Raw genomic sequence first — 20,813 nt, 5'->3', positions numbered from 1 at the left:
CTAATAGTCCATATTTTGAGATTACTGCCACGAGCCTGTTGCTAACAATCGTTCAAACCCTGCTTCATCAGTAGTTGGGATACCCAATTCTTCTGCTTTAGCAGCTTTAGAACCAGCATTTTCACCAATAACAACCACCGTTGTTTTTTTGCTTACTGAGCCTGCTGCTTTACCACCGCGAAGCATAATCGCCTCTTTAGCACTATCGCGAGAGTACCCTACTAAACTTCCGGTAACCACAACAGTCATTCCTGCCAACACCTGCGGCAGTGTTTGACTCTGTTCCTCTTGCATAGTCACACCAGCTTCACGCCATGCTTGCAGTGTTTTTCCCCGCCAATCATCACTGTTGCGAGCAGCAGTAAACCACGAGACAATAGCCTGAGCAATTTCAGGACCGACACCTTCGATTTGTTGAAGCGACTCAACACTGGCATGGGCAAGCGCATCAATTGAAGGAAAATGAGCAACCAATAAGCGCGCAGTCGGCACGCCCAAATGGCGAATAGAAAGCGCCACCAACACGCGATAGAACTCAACATGTTTAGCTTTGTCAATTTCCTCGAGCATAGCAATGGTATTTGCCTGTGGTCGAGCAGGTTTTTGTGCAGTTTCTTGAGTCCAGAATGCTGGAACCTGATACCAAAGCCCAGACCCACCAAGACGCTTACGTACTGTTCTTGAACTACCGTCTGCCCTAGTAACCGTATGTAATTGCACAATCGGCGCTTCACGCCATACCATCACAGACTGTAGCTGATCGACACTGAGATTAAAAACATCCGCTTCGCTCGTCAAGACCGGCTGTTGACGTTCAGGCAGTTGCAAGCCTTCTTCAGGCACATAAGGATCTACCTCTTGCCCCTGCTTCACTGCTATTTCATGAATGTTCGGCGCATACGTTTGTACTGTTTCAGGCCTGTTTTCTTCCGGATTAGTCAGAGCCACCGCAGACTGATCGCCCAAATGCTCAATATCAAATGCTTTTCTTGATGCCAAATTTATAATGCGCTGCGCTAACTGTGCAGGACAGCTTTCTGTATTAGGGCAGCGAATATCTTTATCGCCCTCTTTATCCGGGGCTAAGAGTGCACCACATGACGGGCAATGTGTTGGCATAACAAACGCACGAAGCTGATCTTCATGCCCCTGACGCAACTGCACAACAGGACCGACAAGTTCAGGAATCACATCACCAGCTTTGCGCACAACAACCGTATCACCAATCAGCACACCTTTACGTTCTACTTCAAAAGCATTATGTAAGGTTGTTCTTGCAACTGTAGAACCAGCGACAACAACAGGCTGCAATATTGCCACAGGAGTTACTCTTCCTGTTCTGCCCACCTGAACTGTAATATCAAGCAATTTAGTATTGACTTCCTCTGGAGGATACTTATACGCAATAGCCCAACGCGGCGCACGCGAAGTAGCACCGAGGCGACGCTGCAACGCTAAATCATCTACTTTGACCACGATGCCATCGAGTGCATGCTCGATATCATTACGATGCTGACCATAGTAGTCAATCATATCCAGTATTTCATCAAATGAATGAACTACACGATTATGCGCAGAAGTAGTAATACCCCACTGATTGTACAGTGCATAGGCTTGAGACTGATCATGTACTTCATCATGTGTTCCTGCAGGATGATCATCACCCCACTGCAACAATCCAAGTCCATGCGCATAAAACGTCAAGGATCGACTGGCAGTAATCTTAGGATCCTTCTGTCGCAGCGATCCAGCTGCCGCATTACGAGGGTTAGCAAAAATTGGTAAACCATGCTCCTCTTGGCGAGTATTTAACGCACGAAAATCATCAAAACGCATAAATACTTCACCACGAATTTCCACGAGATCAGGAATATCTTCTTGAGGCCCTTCAAGCTGTGCAATCACATTATGCACAGTACGCGCATTAAGCGTAATATCTTCACCAGTAACACCATCACCACGAGTGAGTGCTTGAATCAATTGACCATGTTGATAAATAAGGTTCATGGCAAGACCATCAATTTTCACTTCACAGGTCATTGGCAAAGGCTTGTTTTCTGGCCATTGTAAATCGCGAAGCACACCGTCATACCAATCGCGCAACTCTTCAATAGAGAAAACATCATCTAAGCTCATCATTCTGCTCGGATGCTGAACTGCTGCAAAATCTTGCGCAAACGAACCACCCACACGCGCTGTCGGAGAAGAAGGTCCTCCTAATTGACTAAACGCTTGTTCCAAGCGTTGTAAACAGCGCAGTCGCGCATCATACGCAGCATCAGAACTAACCGGTGCATCATGAATATAGTATGCCACTTGGTCATCTTCCACCCAAGCAGCAAGCGTATTCCATAACCGTGCTGCCTCACGATCACTTAAGGTATGCACGTCAAGAGTATCTAGCTCTAATGCGCTACTATCATCACGCTGTAAATGCTCTATCCAAGCTAACGATCCCATACGAGGTGCATGTGTCGGCGCGGTTGGAGTATCACCAAATAATGCAGGTTGTTCATGATGTGAAGGTGTTAATGCACTCATCTGTTTTCCTATCTACCCAAACGCAGTAAATTCGCAAGCGCTTACCATGTACTGTAGCTAAATAATCAGGTCTGGTCCTTCGACTTACCACATGCTATGGGCGCAATGACCTCAAGAACTGAATATCAACAGTATCCATATCACGCCGTGAATCGCTCATCCGTGCAGCAGCAAGGCATAATGTTCTTGCAGGAACAAACATAGCATGATCAACGCTGACACGTGCTGCATCACGAACAATTTGTGCAGCCTGAGTATGCGGCCAAATAGGAATAGATGCCTCGCGTAATACTGCCTGTGCTTCCTCAATAGTATGCGGCACAGCAATACGCTGTGAGTGCGTGCGACGCATTAATTCCGCAAACTCTTCCTGCAATGTCACCTGAGCCATATTGTCATATCCATTAATATGTTCGCACATTTCGTAACATGCTGCTGCAATAGCAAACTCATCACGCATCCATGAGCAGTATGCTAAACGATAATAAGCAAATGCGGCATCATTACGATCTAATGCAACACGTAGAGCATTCAAACATGCAGCGCGAGATGAATCCCAATCACCCTGATGAGAAAGATACATTGCTAATCGCATATGCACCAAAGGATATGCCGGAGCATACGACACTAGGGTATTCAAATGCGCTAACGGATCTATATCCACCTGCATTGGCGCTAGTTGCGCAGCAATATCTACTAAATCCATATGCGCCATGAAGAGATGATCAGGAATAAGCACCGTCTGCTCATGTGATGTGGCAAACATATGGTTATACACAATTCGCTCTGCATACGAATTAAAATACCGAGCCACTCCTGGTCCTGCAGCGAACTGAGCATCCACATTAGCAACAACAGTACTTAATTGCTCAAGATTTTGCTCGAAAGTCCCTCCTTGCATACCTCGAAGCGCAATTCTTGCATCACGAAGCTGATTACTCAACGTCAATGGAATCTGAGGAACTGCTGTGCCGTCAATAAATGCACTAGTAATATCTGCTGACGCATCCTGCAACTCAGGATCGGCGATGCGCTTAATATATTGCATGGCTTGACGTGCTTTATGCACTGAATCCAATGACTGATCATCGTGCAAACGCTGCATCTGTGAGTTCATATGTTGCAGTACATCATCACGTTGAATCGACATATCTAGCGCATCATGCGCAGCAAAAATACGACGTTCTGCGCTATCAAACTGCCACTCACTGAGTTCAGGAATCTCTTGCGAACCAGTGGGAGCAAATGTACTATCTTGTAACGTAAAAGTACCAGAAACAGCTGCTAGCGATCCATCTTCTGCAATCCGCATATCTGCTCCAGCATGCTGATACAGCGCAATAGGATCTGCGAATCCATCCTCGTTAACAGCCTGCATCAGCATATCGCGATCAAAAGTTACCGTTACTAAAGTTTGTAATTGTGGCTGCTGCTGCAATGCCTGTAACGAATGAGTATTATTTCCATCGCGCGTTGGCATATCTGAATTTTGCTCCTCAGAATCCGCAGTCGCCTTATGATCATCCTGTGCGTTAAGATCAGCAACTTGGTTGAAATCAGAGGTATCAAAGCTAAATCCCTGCATGATTTCCATGAAGTCACTATCCATATCAGCCGCATCAAGATGTGAGGCATCGCTGATGTTTTGGGATAGTTTTGCATGCTGATCTTCTTGGGCTTCAGATTCCCCGGCAGCTGAATCCTCAGAAGCATCCTCCTCAGTACCCGTTTGTTCTCTCTGCGTATCTGAAGTTGTATCAGCCGTTACATCTTGTTGTGAGCTAGGTTCTGCTACAGTATCTGAAGATGGTTGCGCAGTTGGCGAAAGCAATGAAGATAGCTGTGCTGGATCGCCGTGGATATCTCCATCTTTCGGATCAGCATGATGCTGAGACGGACTGCTTAATGGATCAATAGATACGCCTTGTTCATCAATATGCACTCCTTGCATATCATCTGTCATACCAGTATCACTAGCGCCACGAGTCACATGTGCATTAAACGCTGCAAGAGCTTTAGCGATAAGACGTTCAATATCAGAAGCACGTTCTGTATTGAGTTCTTCCAAGCCCAGTGAATCAATATGTATACTCACTGAACGCACGCGAGCATCAGCAGCATATGCCAAACAGGCAATAATAATACCTAGTCGCAAGTTGTATTGCGTAGCTAACATAGCACGCTCATGCTCGCTAAGCTCTTGCCACACGCCATTATCATGCAGTCGTTGAGTAGGCATGAGCGTAGATCCTACACTCGTAAAACCAATTGCGACATTACCTGCTTGAAGGTTTGCACGAAACTCAACATCAAAACGGTATGGAACATTGAGCGAGCGCAGCATATGAGCCAATGTTTGTCGGTAAATCCATGCCGAGCCATCAGCATCTTGATGTTGATGCGTATGTTCAGGCTTAGATTGCGCTGGTGCTAGTGGGTCAGGATACTGTCGCCATAATGCCATAGCACGTAACCGTGTCATATGCATAAGTCGCTGTATTGATTGCGCGCTGCTAAGACCTAAAATATCATCAACTGGTACTGCCTGTTCGGCATGCATATCAGCACTATGAATTTCATCAGTAAAATAATTGAACTCATCAGCAAGATCATCGATTAATGCATCTCTATCGGTATCATCGATTGGTTCAGCTAATAATGCTGGATTACCCAAAAGTGACCAGTCAAGTCGTGCAGCATCTTCAATACTCATCGTATCTTCAATCGGCCAGTGCCCTGTACGCGCATTGTACTCCACTACTCTACTTACCGCAGCAAAACGGTTTATCGCAGCTTCAATACGCATGGCTGCAAAAAATGACTTCAAATTTAACTGCTCTTGCCAAGCAAATAACAGTGCACCTGAATGAGGAGAGCTTAATAATTGCAACGGTTCTGCACCATGCACAGCCTCTAATCCAGTATCCGTTTGCCATATTCCCGCCTGTTGCATGAGCTGCTCAAAGTATCGCTCTAATCCTGAAACACGATACTGTTTATTGGCAAGACGTGTAATATCCGCGAGCGAACGTCGTATTGCACCGATTGGTGCCTCCAACTCAAGGCGTCTGAAAATATTACTAGAGCCAAAACCAATAACAGCTCCCTCATGCTGTGCAATAAGCACTGCATGGATATACGCTGTAGTAAGAGCATCACGATAATCCAGCCGCGCTCTATCCTGAGCAGGTATTGGGCTGCGTAATTGTTCAATCGTGTATTTTTTTCCAGATTTAAGCCAAGAAGCAAGCCACACTGGCTCGCCAGTATGCGAGTTATGGAAAACGATTCCACCGCAGACAGCAGGGACGATCTTATCCTGCTCATGTGGTTCATGCGCATACAGTCGAGATTGTGGAACATCAATATAGCCCTCTTGTATAAAGGACATTACTGGCGTTAGATGCTGTGTATCTGGATCGATTCGGTAATCAGTAAATACGCGACCCTGAGAGTCTGCAAAAGCAATAGGCAGACAATGCCAGCGATCTAAAAATACAACAATACTAAAGCCTCTGCCACGCACCGATGGGAACTGTGCCCATCCAAACTCTATACCTTCTGGAAGTTGTGGAGCGTGAGGTAACTGGTGAATACGCACTAATGGGTGCAGTGTTATGGTATGCGCCGCCATTGCTGAAACTAGCCAATCAAGATTGGGTGTATGTTGTGAGTTTCGCGCATCTGCCATACGGTATCCTACTTATTCTACTTATCTTGCTCAAATATTGTTCTCTATTGTAGTTGTATCGCTTATACAAACTTATCTGCTATTATACCCATGACACTACGGTGTTAGCACTACAGCTATTGCTACAAGAGTAACTGCCTGCAAATGTGCGGTGATTGGTATATCCATACGCCTGCGTCGCAGCTCTTGTACCTCGCTACACACCAATCGTTTCTGTACACTGGGATAGGGTTATGAGTTGTTGCTTTGCCAATATATCGCATGCATACCGAGCATGGCGCAGTGCAATAGCACAACATTGGAAAACGATTATGCTTATAGTGCTGACCCTACTCAGCATAGAAACCACTTTAGGCAACGCAGGGTTTTGGCAGACCTGTATGCTATCGCCCATAGAAAAGCCCCTACATACTCAGGCGGTTGGATTACAGACTTTATCTGATAATACTCAGATTATTACAGATTCGCGAAATGCAGGATGGCGCGCCTCTGGCGCCAATCAGGTTATCCGTTCAGTAGGTTTCTCTATTCTTACATCGCAAAGCAATATAGCACCTCATGGCACTGTAGAGCACAGTTCACAGCAAAACAGTACACTACAGAACGATATAGCTGCTGATGCGCAGTATTTTACACAACCTCTACAGCAAGTAGTACATATGCGCATTGATATTCAAGATTCACACTATCAATGGCATACTGGAAATACACAGCTTGTCGATCTGAGCAATCCATCAACATCAGTAGTACCACAACGCAATATCCAACAGCCGGTGCAGGCTGTCGCCGTCCATATAGCTGAAGCACAAGGGACTCGCATCCCCTTACTCACCATTACACTCAATGCCAAAGTCCCATTCTCCATAAGCTGGCTACGACTTTCTCTCGGCGCAGTAGTGGCGTTATTACTACTTGCTTTTCGCCCACGCTCATCTCTGTGGCGCACCTCTCTAACAGAGAGCAAAGCAGCACAAATTACTATAATTTGCGTTATCTGTGTTACAGCTCTTGTGGTCATTGTGCATGCATTGATCACAGCATGGTGGAGTAATAATCAAAGCTTTCATCAGCCCAATGCCTATACCTATGATTTTAACCAGTATGCTCATGTAGCACAGGCTCTTTTAGCAGGTCATGCTTGGCTGGACCTCCCAGTTCCTCCTGAATTTGCCCAGTTAGCTAATCCTTACAACCCTCAAGCACGCAATGCGTTGTTAGCGCAAGGCGTCCACCCTATATACTGGGATTACGCATTCTACAATGGGCATTGGTATTCATATTTCGGCATTATTCCAGCGCTGCTTTACTTTATTCCTTTCCAATGGTGCTCGTCTTTTTTCGTATCCGGTGGCTTGGCTCTCCCAGCAACTGTTGCCTCAACCATAAGCTTTATGCTCGCTTTGATTGGATTAGCGCTACTTATCATCCGCATGACCAAACTCTACGCGCCACACACCAGCATTGCTACAGTAGCTCTTGGCATTATTACCATAGCTTTTGCAGCAGGAGGATGGTATTTATATCAGCGCAGAGCTTTTTATGAAGTTGCTTTTGCCACAGGGTTAATGTTCCTCGCTTGGGGACTTTGGTTCTGGCTTGGCGCGAAACGCCCAGACGCATACGGTAACCCTACTCCTGTTTCAACCGCTCATATGATAGCTGGTTGCATTTGTATTGCCACTACCCTTGGCTGTAGAGTGCCGATGATTGCTGCTACATGCTTATGGTTTGTAATTTTTGCTCCGGAATATCGTTCAGGACTATTATTCCGCCCTATTGCAGCACTAGTGTTACCGAAACGATGGCTGCTCGGCACTTGGAAGCACTTGCCCCTACACAAACGTAGTGTATGGCATACTTGGCGTATTGATAGCGCTATGATTGCGTCGGTAGTAGCTGTTTTTACCCCGATACTGGCTTATAATTATGCACGCTTTGGTGCAATACTTGACTTTGGTAACGCCTACCAAATCACTGTTAGTGATATGCTACATCGACATACTACATTGTCATCATTGTGGCAAATTATTCAGTACTACTTATTCACACCACCACAATTTAGCTCATACTTCCCCTTTGCAAGCACGGCCCATACTCCAATTGAACCATGGCAATATGCAGATACTCTTGTAGCAGGCTTGTGTTGGCTCGCTCCAGCAATACTGATACCACTAGCTTTACCATTTATCTGGCGTGGTTTCTCTAGAACCGATCCTGCACATGCACAGCAGCGTGGATATGAAACAACACGTACTATGTTTGTTTTTGCCGCGGTACTTTGTATTCTGGGAAGTATTGAATTCCTTGCTGTCGCTTGGGCTGCCGGTCTTGATTGGCGTTATATCACTGATTTTGCATGGTATTGGCTATTAAGTGCTTATCTCGTGTTGCTTATTGTTGAGCAGCGTTGTTCGCAACGCCTCTACCGTGTGCTATTTGCATGTATGGTCTTGTTATGCCTTGTATCAGTAGCTTTAAGTGTAATGCAACCGCTTGTTAACGGTCAAACCATGTCCTTGAGCCGAGAGCATCTCGACACCTATATGCAGATTTACTCCTGGTTCGTATGGTTGTAAGGAAATGCCGTTTTTCAAACACGGACTAAACCAACGAACACCATTAACAGTATCGCCTCTAATGTCTATGCCGCCAACATAAAAAGTCCTAGTATGTAGTACATACTAGGACTTCAGCGTTAGCATATCGTTAAGCTGTTAAGCAATCAAAGTATCGCACTTACGATCTTTGAAATACACGCTATGACGCACTTTGCGAGTCTTTACACAAAAGTAGATGCATAATATGCGGCACCCACAATACCTGCGTCGTTAAGTAATGCCGCAGGAACAATAGGTGTTTCAATATCAATATATTGGAAGAACTTTTCATGCTTCTTGCTGACACCGCCGCCAACAACAAAAATATCTGGACTGAAATAATGCTCTAACATTGCATAATATTTTGTCAGGCGCTTGCCCCACTTCTTCCAACTGAGTTCTTTTGCTCCGCGCACCGAATCAGCAGCATACTTTTCAGCATCACCTTTATCTGCTAATAACAGGTGTCCAAGCTCCGTATTAGGGACCAACACACCATTCATAATCAAAGCAGTGCCAATACCAGTACCCAAAGTTGTAGCAATAACTAAACCATTGTTGCCTTTTGCAGCGCCATACTGAGCCTCAGCAAGACCAGCAGCATCAGCATCATTAACTACATGAACTGTGCGACCAGTGCGTTCAGAAAGTAGTGCATTGATATCAACACCAACCCACGACTGATCAAGATTTGCCATAAAATCCAATGGTTTTCCTGGTTTTATAGGAGCTGGGAATGCTACACCAATTGGCGTACCATCATGTACATCAAAGTGGTCAAGTAATTGTTTAACGATGTCTGCGACAGCATCTGGAGTGGAATGTTCTGGAGTCGGAATACGCAAACGCTCTGTAGCGAACTTCCCCTCTTGTAAGTTCACTGGGGCGCCCTTAATACCTGAACCGCCAATATCGATGCCAAACGCTTGTGCTGTTTCAATCATGGTATCTCCCTTGATAAGGTAGTACGGGCGCAAATACCCGTGCCACGATTGTACAACGAATTAGTCAAGAATGGGGTTCATTGACCGTGTGCGTCGCAAATTTTCATGCATTACTACCATTATCACAAGAATAACTGCCAAATACCAAGGGAATAGCGCAATAGTAATTGTGTCAGCAAGCCAACCAAATACTGCTGGAGCAAGTAAACTACCGCAGTAAGCACTCGCCATTTGCACACCAATAATAGCTTGTGACTTATCAGCACCGAAATACGCTGGCGTAGAGTGGATAACACATGGATAAATTGGTGCACAACCAAAACCGATCACAATAAGACCAATCAAAGAGCCCATACGCCCAAATGGAAGCAGCAGTATTATAATGCCCAACGCCACAACTATCTGCCCCATACGAATCATCGTAGGGTCAGAAAACTTCATAGTAATAAAACCACTTAATGCGCGACCAAGCGTTATGCCTAGATAAAACAAACTTGCCCATGCGGCAGCTTGAGTACTGCTAACACCCTTGTCCAGTACCATAAAACTTGCAGCCCACAGACCAGAGGTGGTTTCTAATGCGCAATAGCAGAAGAACATTACTAGTACTGATGGCACCCCTGGAATGGCAATAATTTCTCGCAATGAAAGTGCTTTACGTGGCTGCTTTGATACCTGAGTTTCCTGCAGCTGAACTGTGCGAGCATCGTCCTTATCTTGATGTGATGCTTGTTCTTGTGCGCGATTCTTCCATAACGGTAAAGAAAAGATAATAACTGCTGTAAGCACAACTTGGAGCAACGCTACCCAACGGTATCCTGTAGGCCAGCCATAACCTGAGGTTAGCGCAAAACTCATAATATATGGCCCGACAGAGGCACCAATACCCCACATACAATGCAGCCAGCTCATATGCCTGCTCGCATAATGTAGTGCTACATAATTATTAAGCGCTGCATCTACTGCACCTGCACCGAGCCCATATGGGATAGCCATAAAACACATCACCCAGTAATTTGGGCTTATGGAAAATCCAGCTAACGCGAGCGCTGTTGTTGCTACTGATGCCGCAGTAACTTTACCTGCACCAAACCGCAATGTGAGTCGGTCAGAAAGTAATGCTGATATGATTGTCCCTGCGGAAATAATCATGGAAACATACCCTGCAAAAGCCACTGGAACCTGAAATTGCGGGTACACACTAGGCCACGCTGCTCCAAGTAGTCCATCTGGCAAGCCAAGGCTAATAAACGCAAGATATATTACTGCTAGTAGTAGGTTGGTCAACGCTCTCCTCCTTTGGATTAACTAGCAATAATATACCAACCATTCGGTAGCAAGTCTACTGCGTCTTGTATCTTTCGACAAACTTTTCGACCTGAACTAATCTAGTGACCTATACGAACCTTGTAATCTACATAAAACTTGTAATCTACAATCAGGCACTCCAACGTTCGATAACAGGCTGTCCTTTATGCTCGGAAAGCACAATATAGTGCGCGGTTTCGAGTTCAAATCTCCTACCATCTTCCGGATCTAAACCAACCCATGCCATAGCCACCAATCGCAAAATATGCGAATGCGCAACCACAAGCACATCCTTACCGTCCAACGAGTACTGCTGTAATCGCTCAGCTACTCGGCTTGCACGGTCAAAAACCTCATCAATACTTTCTCCAGATCCACGATGCACATCAACCTGCTGACCATTTTGCAGCACTTCAACACCATCGCCACCAAATTGCTCAGGTACTGCCCTAGGACCATCCATCCAAATATTCCAAGGGCGACCTAATACTTCACTAATTTGTGCGCGCGTATGCCCCTCAGCACGGCCATAATCCCATTCCATAACATCATCCCAAGCCAAAGCATCAAAGCCTGCAAGATGTGCTGTTTCCCTCGCTCTCACTAGCGGAGAAGTAAACACTGCATCGAATGGTTCAGGATGAGCTGCACGAATACGTGCCCCTGCATCTTTTGCTTGCTGACGACCAACATCGGTTAATGGCACATCTGTGCGACCTGTATGCTGCCCCGATACTGCCCAGCATGTTTGTCCGTGACGCAATAAGTAGATCCGCCCTAACTGCAAACCACTACCTCAAGCTTTCTGCACCTCATTGTACGTTGTAGTCCACAAGCCTAAGGTTATGCCTACACCCACATGTATCGGCATAACCGCAAACCTGCAACAGGAGTTGTGTATGCGCTTCATCGCCTCTATCACTCACCTGCTGTAGTTGGGTATGATACACGCACCGCACGATGGGCACTACCAAGTAGTTGCGCATACTCCACAACGCGCTGTGACATACTCTGCCTACCTGCAGCATTCCACTTGCGAGGATCAAAATATGCTTTACCCTCTTTATGCGAACGCTGCAGCCCATGTGCGCGCTCAAAAAACTCATCCACACCGGCAGTAAATGCATACTGCGTATCCGTATCAATATTCATCTTCACCACGCCAAATGCCACAGCTTGATGAATATCCTCATCGCTCGAACCTGAACCACCATGGAATACGAAATAATTAGCTTTGCCAGTTTCCTGCGTAATATGTTGCAACAATTCAGGATGCAAATCTGGTGTAAGTGCTGTGCCATGAGCATTGCCAAAAGCCACAGCAAGCAAGTAATGATGTTCATCAAGACCTGCGCGTTCAAAGGCCTGTTGGATAAGCGCTACATCTTCAGGTGTGGAAAACTTTGCTTGATCAGCAATACCATCTTCTACACCGCCCCAAGCACCACCGGCTTCAACTTCCAATACGCCGTCCACTGCTTGAACCAGCGGTAAAAGGCGCTCGATTGTTGCTACATTATCATGAATCTCATCATGCGAGCCATCAAACATAAATGAGTCAAAGAGTTTCTCTCCGGTTGTTGATTTCAAATATGCCAATCGATGCAAAAGTGGCTCAAGCCAGCGATCTACATCATCAGCATGGCAGTGATCAGTGTGCAAAATCAGCGGTACATGGAAACTTGCACGTAAATCTCGCATCATACGACCCAAAATAATAGAACCTTCAACTGGGTCTGCAGTAGGGCTTGCCTGAGCTGCGGCACCAATACTTACTTGAACAAAACCCGCACTTTGCGCCTGCTGCAAACCTTGCATAGCAGCAATAGCAGTATCTAGATTAGAAATATTAATAGCAGGATACGCATATCCTCCTTCATGCGCCTGCTGCAATAGTAGGCGAACACGCTCAGCAGTCATAGCATTATCTTGAATACTCATTGCTCAATCCCCCTCATACGCAGTCTATGCATTAAGCATATCGTCAATAGTACGCAATAAGCAATCTATACCATGCACAAATTGGTCTGGTTCAGGCAACAGCGAAACTGCTACGAAGCCATTCGATGTCATATCAAAAAAATACCCAGGCTGTATCAACATATGCTCTTGTTCAAGCATGCGCAATGCCAACTCATTTTCATCGATACTGCTAGGAAACTGCAATAACACATTCCATCCCGCTTCTGCGCGCAATAAACTGACAACTGCAGTATCACTGTGGGCTAACGCTGCATGCAGGAGCTCAAGATTGTGGGTAATGCGCTGGTGCACTTTCTTTTGTTGGCTTGATAATTCATCCAATAATTGCGGCAACGCACGTTCCGTAAGCACACTAAATGGCAAATAATCGTCAGCTACAGCGTCCAGCATCGTTTGTACACGACGCACCTGATCTTCAGGTCCAGAAAGTTCAATCCAACCAACTTTCGCATGCGGAGCTGCAAGCCTTTTACTTAACCCGTCAAATGCCAAAGTAACCACTGACTGCTCCCCTGCAAACCTACGAGCCGAAGCTAGCGGTTGCAAAGTAAAATCGAAAAATACTTCATCAGCAATAAGTGCTAGCTGGTATTGTCTACACAAATCTAGCAGAGCCTGCCTGTCAGACTGGTGAATATATGATCCGGTTGGGTTATTGGGATTAACCACAATCAATGCTCGAATATGCGGATGCTCTTGGCATAATTGGTGCAACGCAGCAATATCCACATACCACGAACCGTCATAACACAGTCGATATTGGATATTATGCACTGCCTGTAAAGCACAAATGGAGTCAATAAGTGGGTACCCTGGCGCTGGAGATAATACCGCATCTCCTGGGTCACATAATGCAGTAATCGCCCATGAGTATGCCTGCGAAGTAGAATCAAGAATCATCAAATGCTCTGGATCAATATCTCGATGTTGCTCGTCAGCAAGCACTTGTGCTAGAAGTTTGCGCGAAGTCAGGCTTCCCCGCGGGTTAGCACTATACTGCTCTGGCAAAACACAAGGAGCAAGTCCATGATGTGTCGGATTGGAATCATTCAGTGATGTTAATGCAATGCCTTGAGCACGTAATTGAGCTGCACGATTGGCAATGATATTGGGATGACTACTGTTAATACGGCTAGCAATATGAATATGGTACCCATTCGAATCAACTGCACCAGTCGGATTAGTAGGATCTTGAAGTTGGCCTTGGTTCTGGTACTTAGATTGCTCAGTTGAATCAGTTGAACTCAATACATGCATGCTGCTTACATTACGCTACAGGCACAACGTGAATCTCAACATTCAAATTATTAGCGTATCCATCTTGCAAAATACAGAAAAACACGATATACCTATCATGTCCAGTTTCAGGGAAGGTGAAATTCCTTATTGGCGGTACACCTCCATACAGCAAATGGTCTATATAGACTTCTCTATATAGACTACACGGTCTGCACTATGTCAACTGTGTCAAACGGTTTGCTCAAACGGTTTGCTCAGTTCACTGCGGACAGTGCAGTGCATAAGTTCATGCACTGCGCTCTAGTGCACATGGAGGGTAGCCCGCGAGCGGCGCAAGCTGCCGATTCGGTGCAATTCCGAAGCCAACGGTTACAGTCCGGATGAAAGAAACGGAAGGCTCACTATGAGTGTATCCAAAATCGAGCAGTCGCGTGCTCAACAAACAGAACAAACCGCAACACAGCATGAGTCATCGCCGTCATTGCAAGTTCCATTAGGCAATCATGACGACCGCCATGCCACAGGAGTTGGCACAAGCGGACGCTGGTCAACCAAACGCATTGCTGTATATGCACTTTTTGTAGCTCTTGCTATAGTCGCAAGTTTTATTGAATTGCCGATTTTCCCAGCAGCACCGTTCTTAAAATATGATCCGTCTGGGATTATTGGCCTTGTTGCCGGCTTCGCATACGGACCTGCAGCAGCTGTTATTGTGAGCGTGCTTGGCTTTGTGCCTCATCTGTTTACCAATCCTCTCGGCGCTTTGATGAATATTGCAATTGCACTAGCATTAAGCGTTCCTGCCTCATTGCTCTACCGCAATAAGCACACACGTCCTGGTGCATTATTAGGCATTATCTGTGGATCTGTAATTGCTCTTATTGTTGCTATTCTTGGCAATCTCTTGATTACTCCACTCTATGCCCATATGAGTGTCGCCCAAGTAGCAGCCATGATTATTCCAATTTTATTGCCATTTAATGTGCTTAAGTTTGTTATTCATGGCGTGGTGACATTTTTGATTTACAAGCCAATTTCTAATGTGCTTGCATCTACAGCAAACAAGTAGCTAGTAGCTGATTATATAGAAATAAGTACTCACGAATTCGTCCTGTGACCGTAATCCATACGCTTTTACTTGGTACACTTTGGTTGCGGTCACAGACGGCTACTTTGCTACGTAGGTACTTGACATAAGTAGTTCTAGCAAAACGTAACGTATTTCGTGTGCCTAATGACCCTTAAGCCACACTGCCATACTATTGTGTGCGCTTGGCGACCTGGCACCCTTCACTTATAGAATGATATTATGATTGCTGAGCCATCACATATTCCTGCCTCTCAACTATGCCGGAAGACTACCGTAACATCTTCCATCGCATACGCTGTGCAACTCGAACATATTGGGTTTAGTTATGACCGCGGTAAGACTTGGACTTTACACGATCTTTCTTTGCACATTGAGCAGGGATCATATGTCGCTATTGTTGGCGCGAATGGTTCAGGAAAATCAACGCTTGGAAGAATTATTGCTGGGCTGTCCACACCAGATTATGGCACTGTAACATTATGTAATCAGCAAGTTTTTCAGCAACAAGCTTTTCCTAAAGCATACCGTCAAGTAAGACGTCATATTGGCGTTGTTTTTCAACAGCCTGATGACCAATTAGTAGCCACTGTTGTTGAAGATGATGTAGCTTTCGGTCCAGAAAACCTTCATGTACCAAGTGATCAAATCCGCCAACGTGTCGATGCCAGTCTACAGCAGGTAGGGCTTTCCAATCGTGTACATCATAACCCTTTAGCTATGTCTGGTGGACAGCAACAGCGTGTAGCTATAGCCGGCATGTTAGCCATGCACGCCAAAATGTTGATTCTTGATGAGCCTTGCGCAATGCTTGATACACAAGGTCGTAAAGAAGTACTCGATGTCTTGCACCAATTGCATGACCAAGGCACCACTATCGTACATATCACGCATGGTCTTGAAGAAGCTCTCCAAGCTGATCGCATTATTGCTATGCATCATGGTATGCCGCAGGAATTGGGCAAACAGGAAGCTATTGACTTTTTTACTCATCCTCAACCATCGCAACCATATCAACCATCGCAACCACAACAAACTTCATATCTTCAAAGTATTGATCACAGTGCAACACAATCTCACGCTCAATCAAATCAATCCAATGAACAGTTTAATTCCCAGCCCGCTATATGGCATAGCCAAGCTCCAGCTGACCAACCAGTACTAAGCGCTCAGCATATTTCATTTCGTTTTTCGGGTTCAGCCACTGCAACACTCGACGCTATGAATCTTGAGGTTATGTCTGGGACTATTACTGCAATACGAGGCGACAATGGGTCTGGAAAATCTACTTTTGCTCGTATACTTAGCGGTATTTATACGCCACAAACAGGCTCAATTAGCATCTGTGGATTACCACTGGTTTCTGAACGAACAACCGGTACCAAGCAGCACTCAATCAAAGCTAAGCGTAAACTTAGAGAACAAATTCGAACGCATATTGGCTATGTCATGCAACATCCTGAACACCAGTTATTTGCTGAAACTGTGGCTGAAGATGTCGCTTTTGGTCCTACAAATCAGGGACTCACACCAGAACATATTCAACAGCGTGTTCATGAAGCATTAGCATTAGTAGGTATCGAACACCTTGCAGGATTATCACCTTTTGCACTCTCTGGCGGCCAGCAGCGACTTGTCGCTATTGCAGGCGTGCTTGCATGCCATCCTGACGTGGTGATTTGGGATGAACCAACAAGTAGTCTTGATGCAGACGCAACAGCACGGGTGCATAGTATTATGCAAGAACTTAAAGCACACGGCATTGCATCAATTATCATTACCCATGATGAAGCCGAATGTAGTTTAGCGGATCATGTTGTAACAATGCGCAAGCTCGATGCTCCTGACGTGCAAGAACAGCACCATCATCGCTCGCTATTGCAACAGCTTGATCCAAGGGCAACATTAGTTGCCACATTGACAATGATGTTTACTACATTTGCCGTTAATTCACCTCTTGCCTTGGCTATAACTGGATTACTGTGTCTTGCCATGATGGCAGCCACACGCACAAGCCCACGATGGCTTATACGAAGTATTCATCCCTTTCTTGCGTTATTCGCCATCATGTGGGTATGCAATTTATGGTTTACTCAAGATGGCACAGTATTGTGGTCTTGGGGAGCACTAAGCATCACTGATATGGGGTTATGGTTGGCCACACTGTATTTCTGCAGGCTAGTTGCGGTTATCGCTTTTGGCGCCATGCTTATTCATGCAACAAGTACTGTTGCCCTGATTGATGCAATGCATAGCCTGATGACTCCTCTATCCAAATTAGGGTTTCATACTGATGAGCTTGCTTTAGTCGCTTCTTTGGCACTACGATTTGTCCCTACACTTGGCAAAGAAGCACAAGATATTATGAATGCTCAAGCTACTAGGGGCGGATCTATTGATGCGGGCGCTTCAAGCAAGCGTCTTCGTGCTATGGCCGCTATTGTAGTACCTGTGTTTGCAGGAGCACTGCGCCATGCTGATCAATTAGCACTAGCTCTTGATGCACGCTGCTACGAGGGCGGTACGGGTAGAACTCATCTTCGCCAGATGGTATTCACATGGAAAGATGCTGTCTACATGCTTATTGCTCTTGCTGATATTGCTGCAATTGTGTGGCTTGCTTTTAACTAACTATGTTGTACTAACGACGATAACGTACTATGCAAAACGAGTGGGATCGATTGCTCGAAACCCACTCGTTGCTTTACTGGCGTCTTATAGAGCCTGAGTATTTGAGAGTTTGACTATTCTACTCCCCCTCAGATGCCTCTACATCAGCGGTGTCATGGTGTTCTTCATCATCATGAGAAACAGCATCATCATGATTTCCTGTTTCTTCAGCCTCTTTTGCTTCTGCAGTTTCTGATTCAACAGGAAGAATTGGCTTACTGGTAAACGTAAATTCACCAAGAATACCTTCTCCCTCAGCATCAACAACAATAGCCTCATTGTCATTGAGTTCGCCTAGAAGAATCTTTTCACTGACAGCATCTTCAATGTCACGCTGAATCACACGACGCAACGGTCGAGCACCCAGCAATGGATCGAAGCCCTTCTGTGCTAGCAAATCCTTCGCCGCATCGGTCAGCTCAATTGACATATGCCGTTCAAAGAGACGATCATTGAGTGCTTTCACATCAAGATCCACAATTTGACGAACCTGATATTCAGTAAGCTGACGGAAGACAATAATATCGTCTAGACGGTTAAGGAATTCAGGTCTAAACTGCTGCTTAAGCTCGCTGGATACCTGATCCTTCATACGCAAATAACTATTTTCTGAGGAATTACCCAAGTTAAAACCAGTATTTGCAGCCTTGGCGATATCACGAGTACCAAGGTTGGTAGTAAGAATAATAATAGTATTCTTAAAGTCAACCTTTCGTCCCTGACCGTCGGTGAGATGACCATCGTCAAGCACCTGCAACAGTGTATTGAAAATATCTGGATGTGCTTTCTCAATCTCATCAAAAAGCACTACAGAGAATGGCTTGCGGCGAACCTTTTCGGTCAGCTCTCCACCTTCTTCATAGCCTACATATCCCGGAGGCGCGCCAAACAGCCTTGAAGCAGCGTACTTCTCAGAGAACTCAGACATATCAACGCGGATCAACGCATCCTCGTCATCAAAGAGGAACTCTGCAAGAGCCTTGGCCAACTCAGTCTTACCAACACCAGTTGGACCAGCGAAGATAAAGGAGCCAGATGGTCTGCGTGGATCTTTCAATCCCACACGAGTACGCCTAATCGAGCGTGACAGTGCAGAAACTGCCTCATCTTGACCGATAATGCGCTTATGCAGCTCCTCTTCCATATGCAGTAGCTTCTTGGATTCAGCCTGAGTGAGCTTGAACACAGGAATACCTGTGCTTGAGCTAATCACTTGAGCAATAACATCCTCATCCACGGTCATCGAGACGTCAGATTCGCCTTCACGCCAAGCCTGCTCTTTGTTCTTACGATCAGCTTCAAGCTTTTCTTGTGCATCGCGCAATTCTGCAGCTTTTTCAAAGTCTTGATCTTTAATAGCTTGGTCCTTTTGAGCACTGACCTTCGCTATCTTTGCATCAAGCTCTTTGAGTTCTGGAGGCGCTGTCAGTCTACGAATACGCAAACGAGCACCAGCTTCATCAATCAAATCAATGGCTTTATCAGGCAAATGACGATCCTGAATATAGCGTGATGACAGTTCGGCAGCTGCCTGCAATGCCCCATCAGTAATAGTTACATGATGATGATTCTCATAGCGTTCACGCAAACCTTTAAGAATCTCAATGGTTTCGGCGATAGTGGGCTCATGCACCTGAATTGGCTGGAATCGGCGCTCTAGAGCTGCATCTTTCTCGATGTATTTGCGATACTCTTCGGTTGTTGTAGCACCAATGGTCTGGAGCTCACCTCGAGCCAGCATTGGCTTCAACATATCAGAAGCACCCATAGCTCCATCTGCTGAACCAGCACCAACAATGGTATGAATCTCATCAATAAACAGCACAATATCGCCACGTGTACGAATTTCTTTAAGCACTTTCTTCAAGCGCTCTTCGAAATCACCTCGATAGCGTGAGCCTGCAATCATTGATCCAAGATCCAGAGAGTAAATCTGCTTGCCTTTCAGAGTTTCTGGCACTTCTCCTGCATTTATGCGTTGTGCCAATCCTTCTACAACAGCAGTTTTACCAACGCCGGGATCACCAATAAGTACAGGATTATTCTTGGTGCGGCGTGAAAGTACTACCATCACGCGTTCAATTTCTTCACTACGCCCAATAACAGGATCTAACTTGCCATCAGCGGCCTCAGCAGTGAGATTACGGCCAAACTGATCAAGAATTGCAGAGCCAGACTGACCTGACTTGTTCTGCACACCTCCAGCGTTGGCTAAATCACCCTTGTTATCTTCTCCTTCACGATTGCCGCGAATTAAGTCGATAACAGCGGTACGAAGCTCGCTCAAATCCACACCCATTTTGATAAGAACTTGCGTACCAACGCCTTCGCCTTCGCGAATAAGACCAAGCAGAATATGCTCAGTGCCAATATAGCTGTGTCCTAGCTGCAGAGCCTCACGAAGACTCAACTCCAAAACTTGCTTCGCATGAGGAGTAAATGGAATATGACCACTTGGGGCAGCACTTCCCTTGCCGATCATTTCTTCCACTTGCTTACGTGTGGCATCAAGTTCTACACCCTTATTGCTTAATGCTTTCGCTGCAACGCCTTCGCCTTCGCGAATAAGACCAAGCAACAGGTGTTCCGTACCAATGTAATTATGCTGTAATGCTCTTGCTTCCTCTTGTGCAAGAACTATTACTCGCCGAGCACGGTCGGTAAACCGTTCGAACATGGTGTCCTCCCTTATAAAACTGTTCAATACTTTACCTATTTAGTCAGACGAGTATTCCCATTTCGCGCCTAATTGC

At 45.6% G+C, this 20,813-nt stretch carries 11 protein-coding genes; 3 read left to right on the top strand and 8 right to left on the bottom strand.

The features are described 5' to 3' along the window. Window positions 1-21: 21 nt before the first annotated feature. Together ligA and IEU85_RS01310 are read right to left on the bottom strand one after the other, a co-directional pair. Entirely contained in the window at window positions 22-2,541 is a 2,520-nt protein-coding gene (gene ligA / locus IEU85_RS01315; protein WP_188354445.1) for an NAD-dependent DNA ligase LigA, read from the bottom strand. Window positions 2,542-2,635: 94 nt separating this feature from the next. Further along, window positions 2,636-6,232 (bottom strand): tetratricopeptide repeat protein, encoded by a 3,597-nt coding sequence (locus IEU85_RS01310; RefSeq protein ID WP_188354444.1) that lies wholly within the window; start codon window positions 6,230-6,232, stop codon window positions 2,636-2,638. A 233-nt stretch (window positions 6,233-6,465) separates the two neighbouring features. Here IEU85_RS01310 and IEU85_RS01305 point away from each other — a divergent pair, with 233 nt between their 5' ends. Next, window positions 6,466-8,808, top strand: a complete 2,343-nt coding sequence (locus IEU85_RS01305; protein WP_188354443.1) for a hypothetical protein — start codon at window positions 6,466-6,468, stop codon at window positions 8,806-8,808. Window positions 8,809-9,011: 203 nt separating this feature from the next. On the opposite strand, the gene ppgK is transcribed toward IEU85_RS01305, so the two are convergent. The 5 genes from ppgK to IEU85_RS01280 all read right to left on the bottom strand — a co-directional run bounded on the left by ppgK (window position 9,012) and on the right by IEU85_RS01280 (window position 14,210). Beyond that, window positions 9,012-9,773: a polyphosphate--glucose phosphotransferase gene (gene ppgK / locus IEU85_RS01300; RefSeq protein ID WP_188354442.1), complete on the bottom strand. Its 762-nt coding sequence runs from the start codon at window positions 9,771-9,773 to the stop codon at window positions 9,012-9,014. Window positions 9,774-9,833: 60 nt separating this feature from the next. After that, window positions 9,834-11,060 carry an MFS transporter gene (locus IEU85_RS01295; protein WP_188354441.1) on the bottom strand — a complete coding sequence of 409 codons (1,227 nt, stop codon included), beginning with the start codon at window positions 11,058-11,060 and terminating at the stop codon, window positions 9,834-9,836. A 151-nt stretch (window positions 11,061-11,211) separates the two neighbouring features. Continuing rightward, window positions 11,212-11,868 carry a histidine phosphatase family protein gene (locus IEU85_RS01290; protein ID WP_188354440.1) on the bottom strand — a complete coding sequence of 219 codons (657 nt, stop codon included), beginning with the start codon at window positions 11,866-11,868 and terminating at the stop codon, window positions 11,212-11,214. Window positions 11,869-11,999: 131 nt separating this feature from the next. Next, the gene (locus IEU85_RS01285; protein ID WP_188354439.1) at window positions 12,000-13,022 is read right to left on the bottom strand and encodes a class II fructose-bisphosphate aldolase; all 1,023 of its coding nucleotides are present in this window, start codon (window positions 13,020-13,022) and stop codon (window positions 12,000-12,002) included. 24 nt (window positions 13,023-13,046) lie between these two features. After that, window positions 13,047-14,210: a pyridoxal phosphate-dependent aminotransferase gene (locus IEU85_RS01280; protein ID WP_229714726.1), complete on the bottom strand. Its 1,164-nt coding sequence runs from the start codon at window positions 14,208-14,210 to the stop codon at window positions 13,047-13,049. Window positions 14,211-14,706: 496 nt separating this feature from the next. On the opposite strand from IEU85_RS01280, the gene IEU85_RS01275 reads away from it, so the two are divergent. Together IEU85_RS01275 and IEU85_RS01270 are read left to right on the top strand one after the other, a co-directional pair. Further along, entirely contained in the window at window positions 14,707-15,372 is a 666-nt protein-coding gene (locus IEU85_RS01275) for an ECF transporter S component (RefSeq protein ID WP_188354437.1), read from the top strand. Between the two features lie 240 nt (window positions 15,373-15,612). Continuing rightward, the gene (locus tag IEU85_RS01270; protein WP_188354436.1) at window positions 15,613-18,021 is read left to right on the top strand and encodes an energy-coupling factor transporter ATPase; all 2,409 of its coding nucleotides are present in this window, start codon (window positions 15,613-15,615) and stop codon (window positions 18,019-18,021) included. A gap of 118 nt (window positions 18,022-18,139) precedes the next feature. Here IEU85_RS01270 and IEU85_RS01265 read toward each other — a convergent pair whose 3' ends face one another. Then, window positions 18,140-20,737: an ATP-dependent Clp protease ATP-binding subunit gene (locus IEU85_RS01265; RefSeq protein ID WP_188354435.1), complete on the bottom strand. Its 2,598-nt coding sequence runs from the start codon at window positions 20,735-20,737 to the stop codon at window positions 18,140-18,142. Window positions 20,738-20,813: the final 76 nt, after the last annotated feature.

The sequence above is a fragment of the Galliscardovia ingluviei genome (genome assembly GCF_014635685.1).
GTDB lineage: Bacteria > Actinomycetota > Actinomycetes > Actinomycetales > Bifidobacteriaceae > Galliscardovia > Galliscardovia ingluviei.
The sequence above is the reverse complement of the archived record's forward strand: the minus strand, read 5'-3'. Positions and strand labels throughout refer to the sequence as shown.

Coding starts and splice junctions, on each gene's coding strand:
- ligA (WP_188354445.1), bottom strand. CDS start 2,541: ATGAGTGCATTAACACCTTCACATCATGAACAACCTGCATTATTTGGT.
- IEU85_RS01310 (WP_188354444.1), bottom strand. CDS start 6,232: ATGGCAGATGCGCGAAACTCACAACATACACCCAATCTTGATTGGCTA.
- IEU85_RS01305 (WP_188354443.1), top strand. CDS start 6,466: ATGAGTTGTTGCTTTGCCAATATATCGCATGCATACCGAGCATGGCGC.
- ppgK (WP_188354442.1), bottom strand. CDS start 9,773: ATGATTGAAACAGCACAAGCGTTTGGCATCGATATTGGCGGTTCAGGT.
- IEU85_RS01285 (WP_188354439.1), bottom strand. CDS start 13,022: ATGAGTATTCAAGATAATGCTATGACTGCTGAGCGTGTTCGCCTACTA.
- IEU85_RS01275 (WP_188354437.1), top strand. CDS start 14,707: ATGAGTGTATCCAAAATCGAGCAGTCGCGTGCTCAACAAACAGAACAA.
- IEU85_RS01270 (WP_188354436.1), top strand. CDS start 15,613: ATGATTGCTGAGCCATCACATATTCCTGCCTCTCAACTATGCCGGAAG.
- IEU85_RS01265 (WP_188354435.1), bottom strand. CDS start 20,737: ATGTTCGAACGGTTTACCGACCGTGCTCGGCGAGTAATAGTTCTTGCA.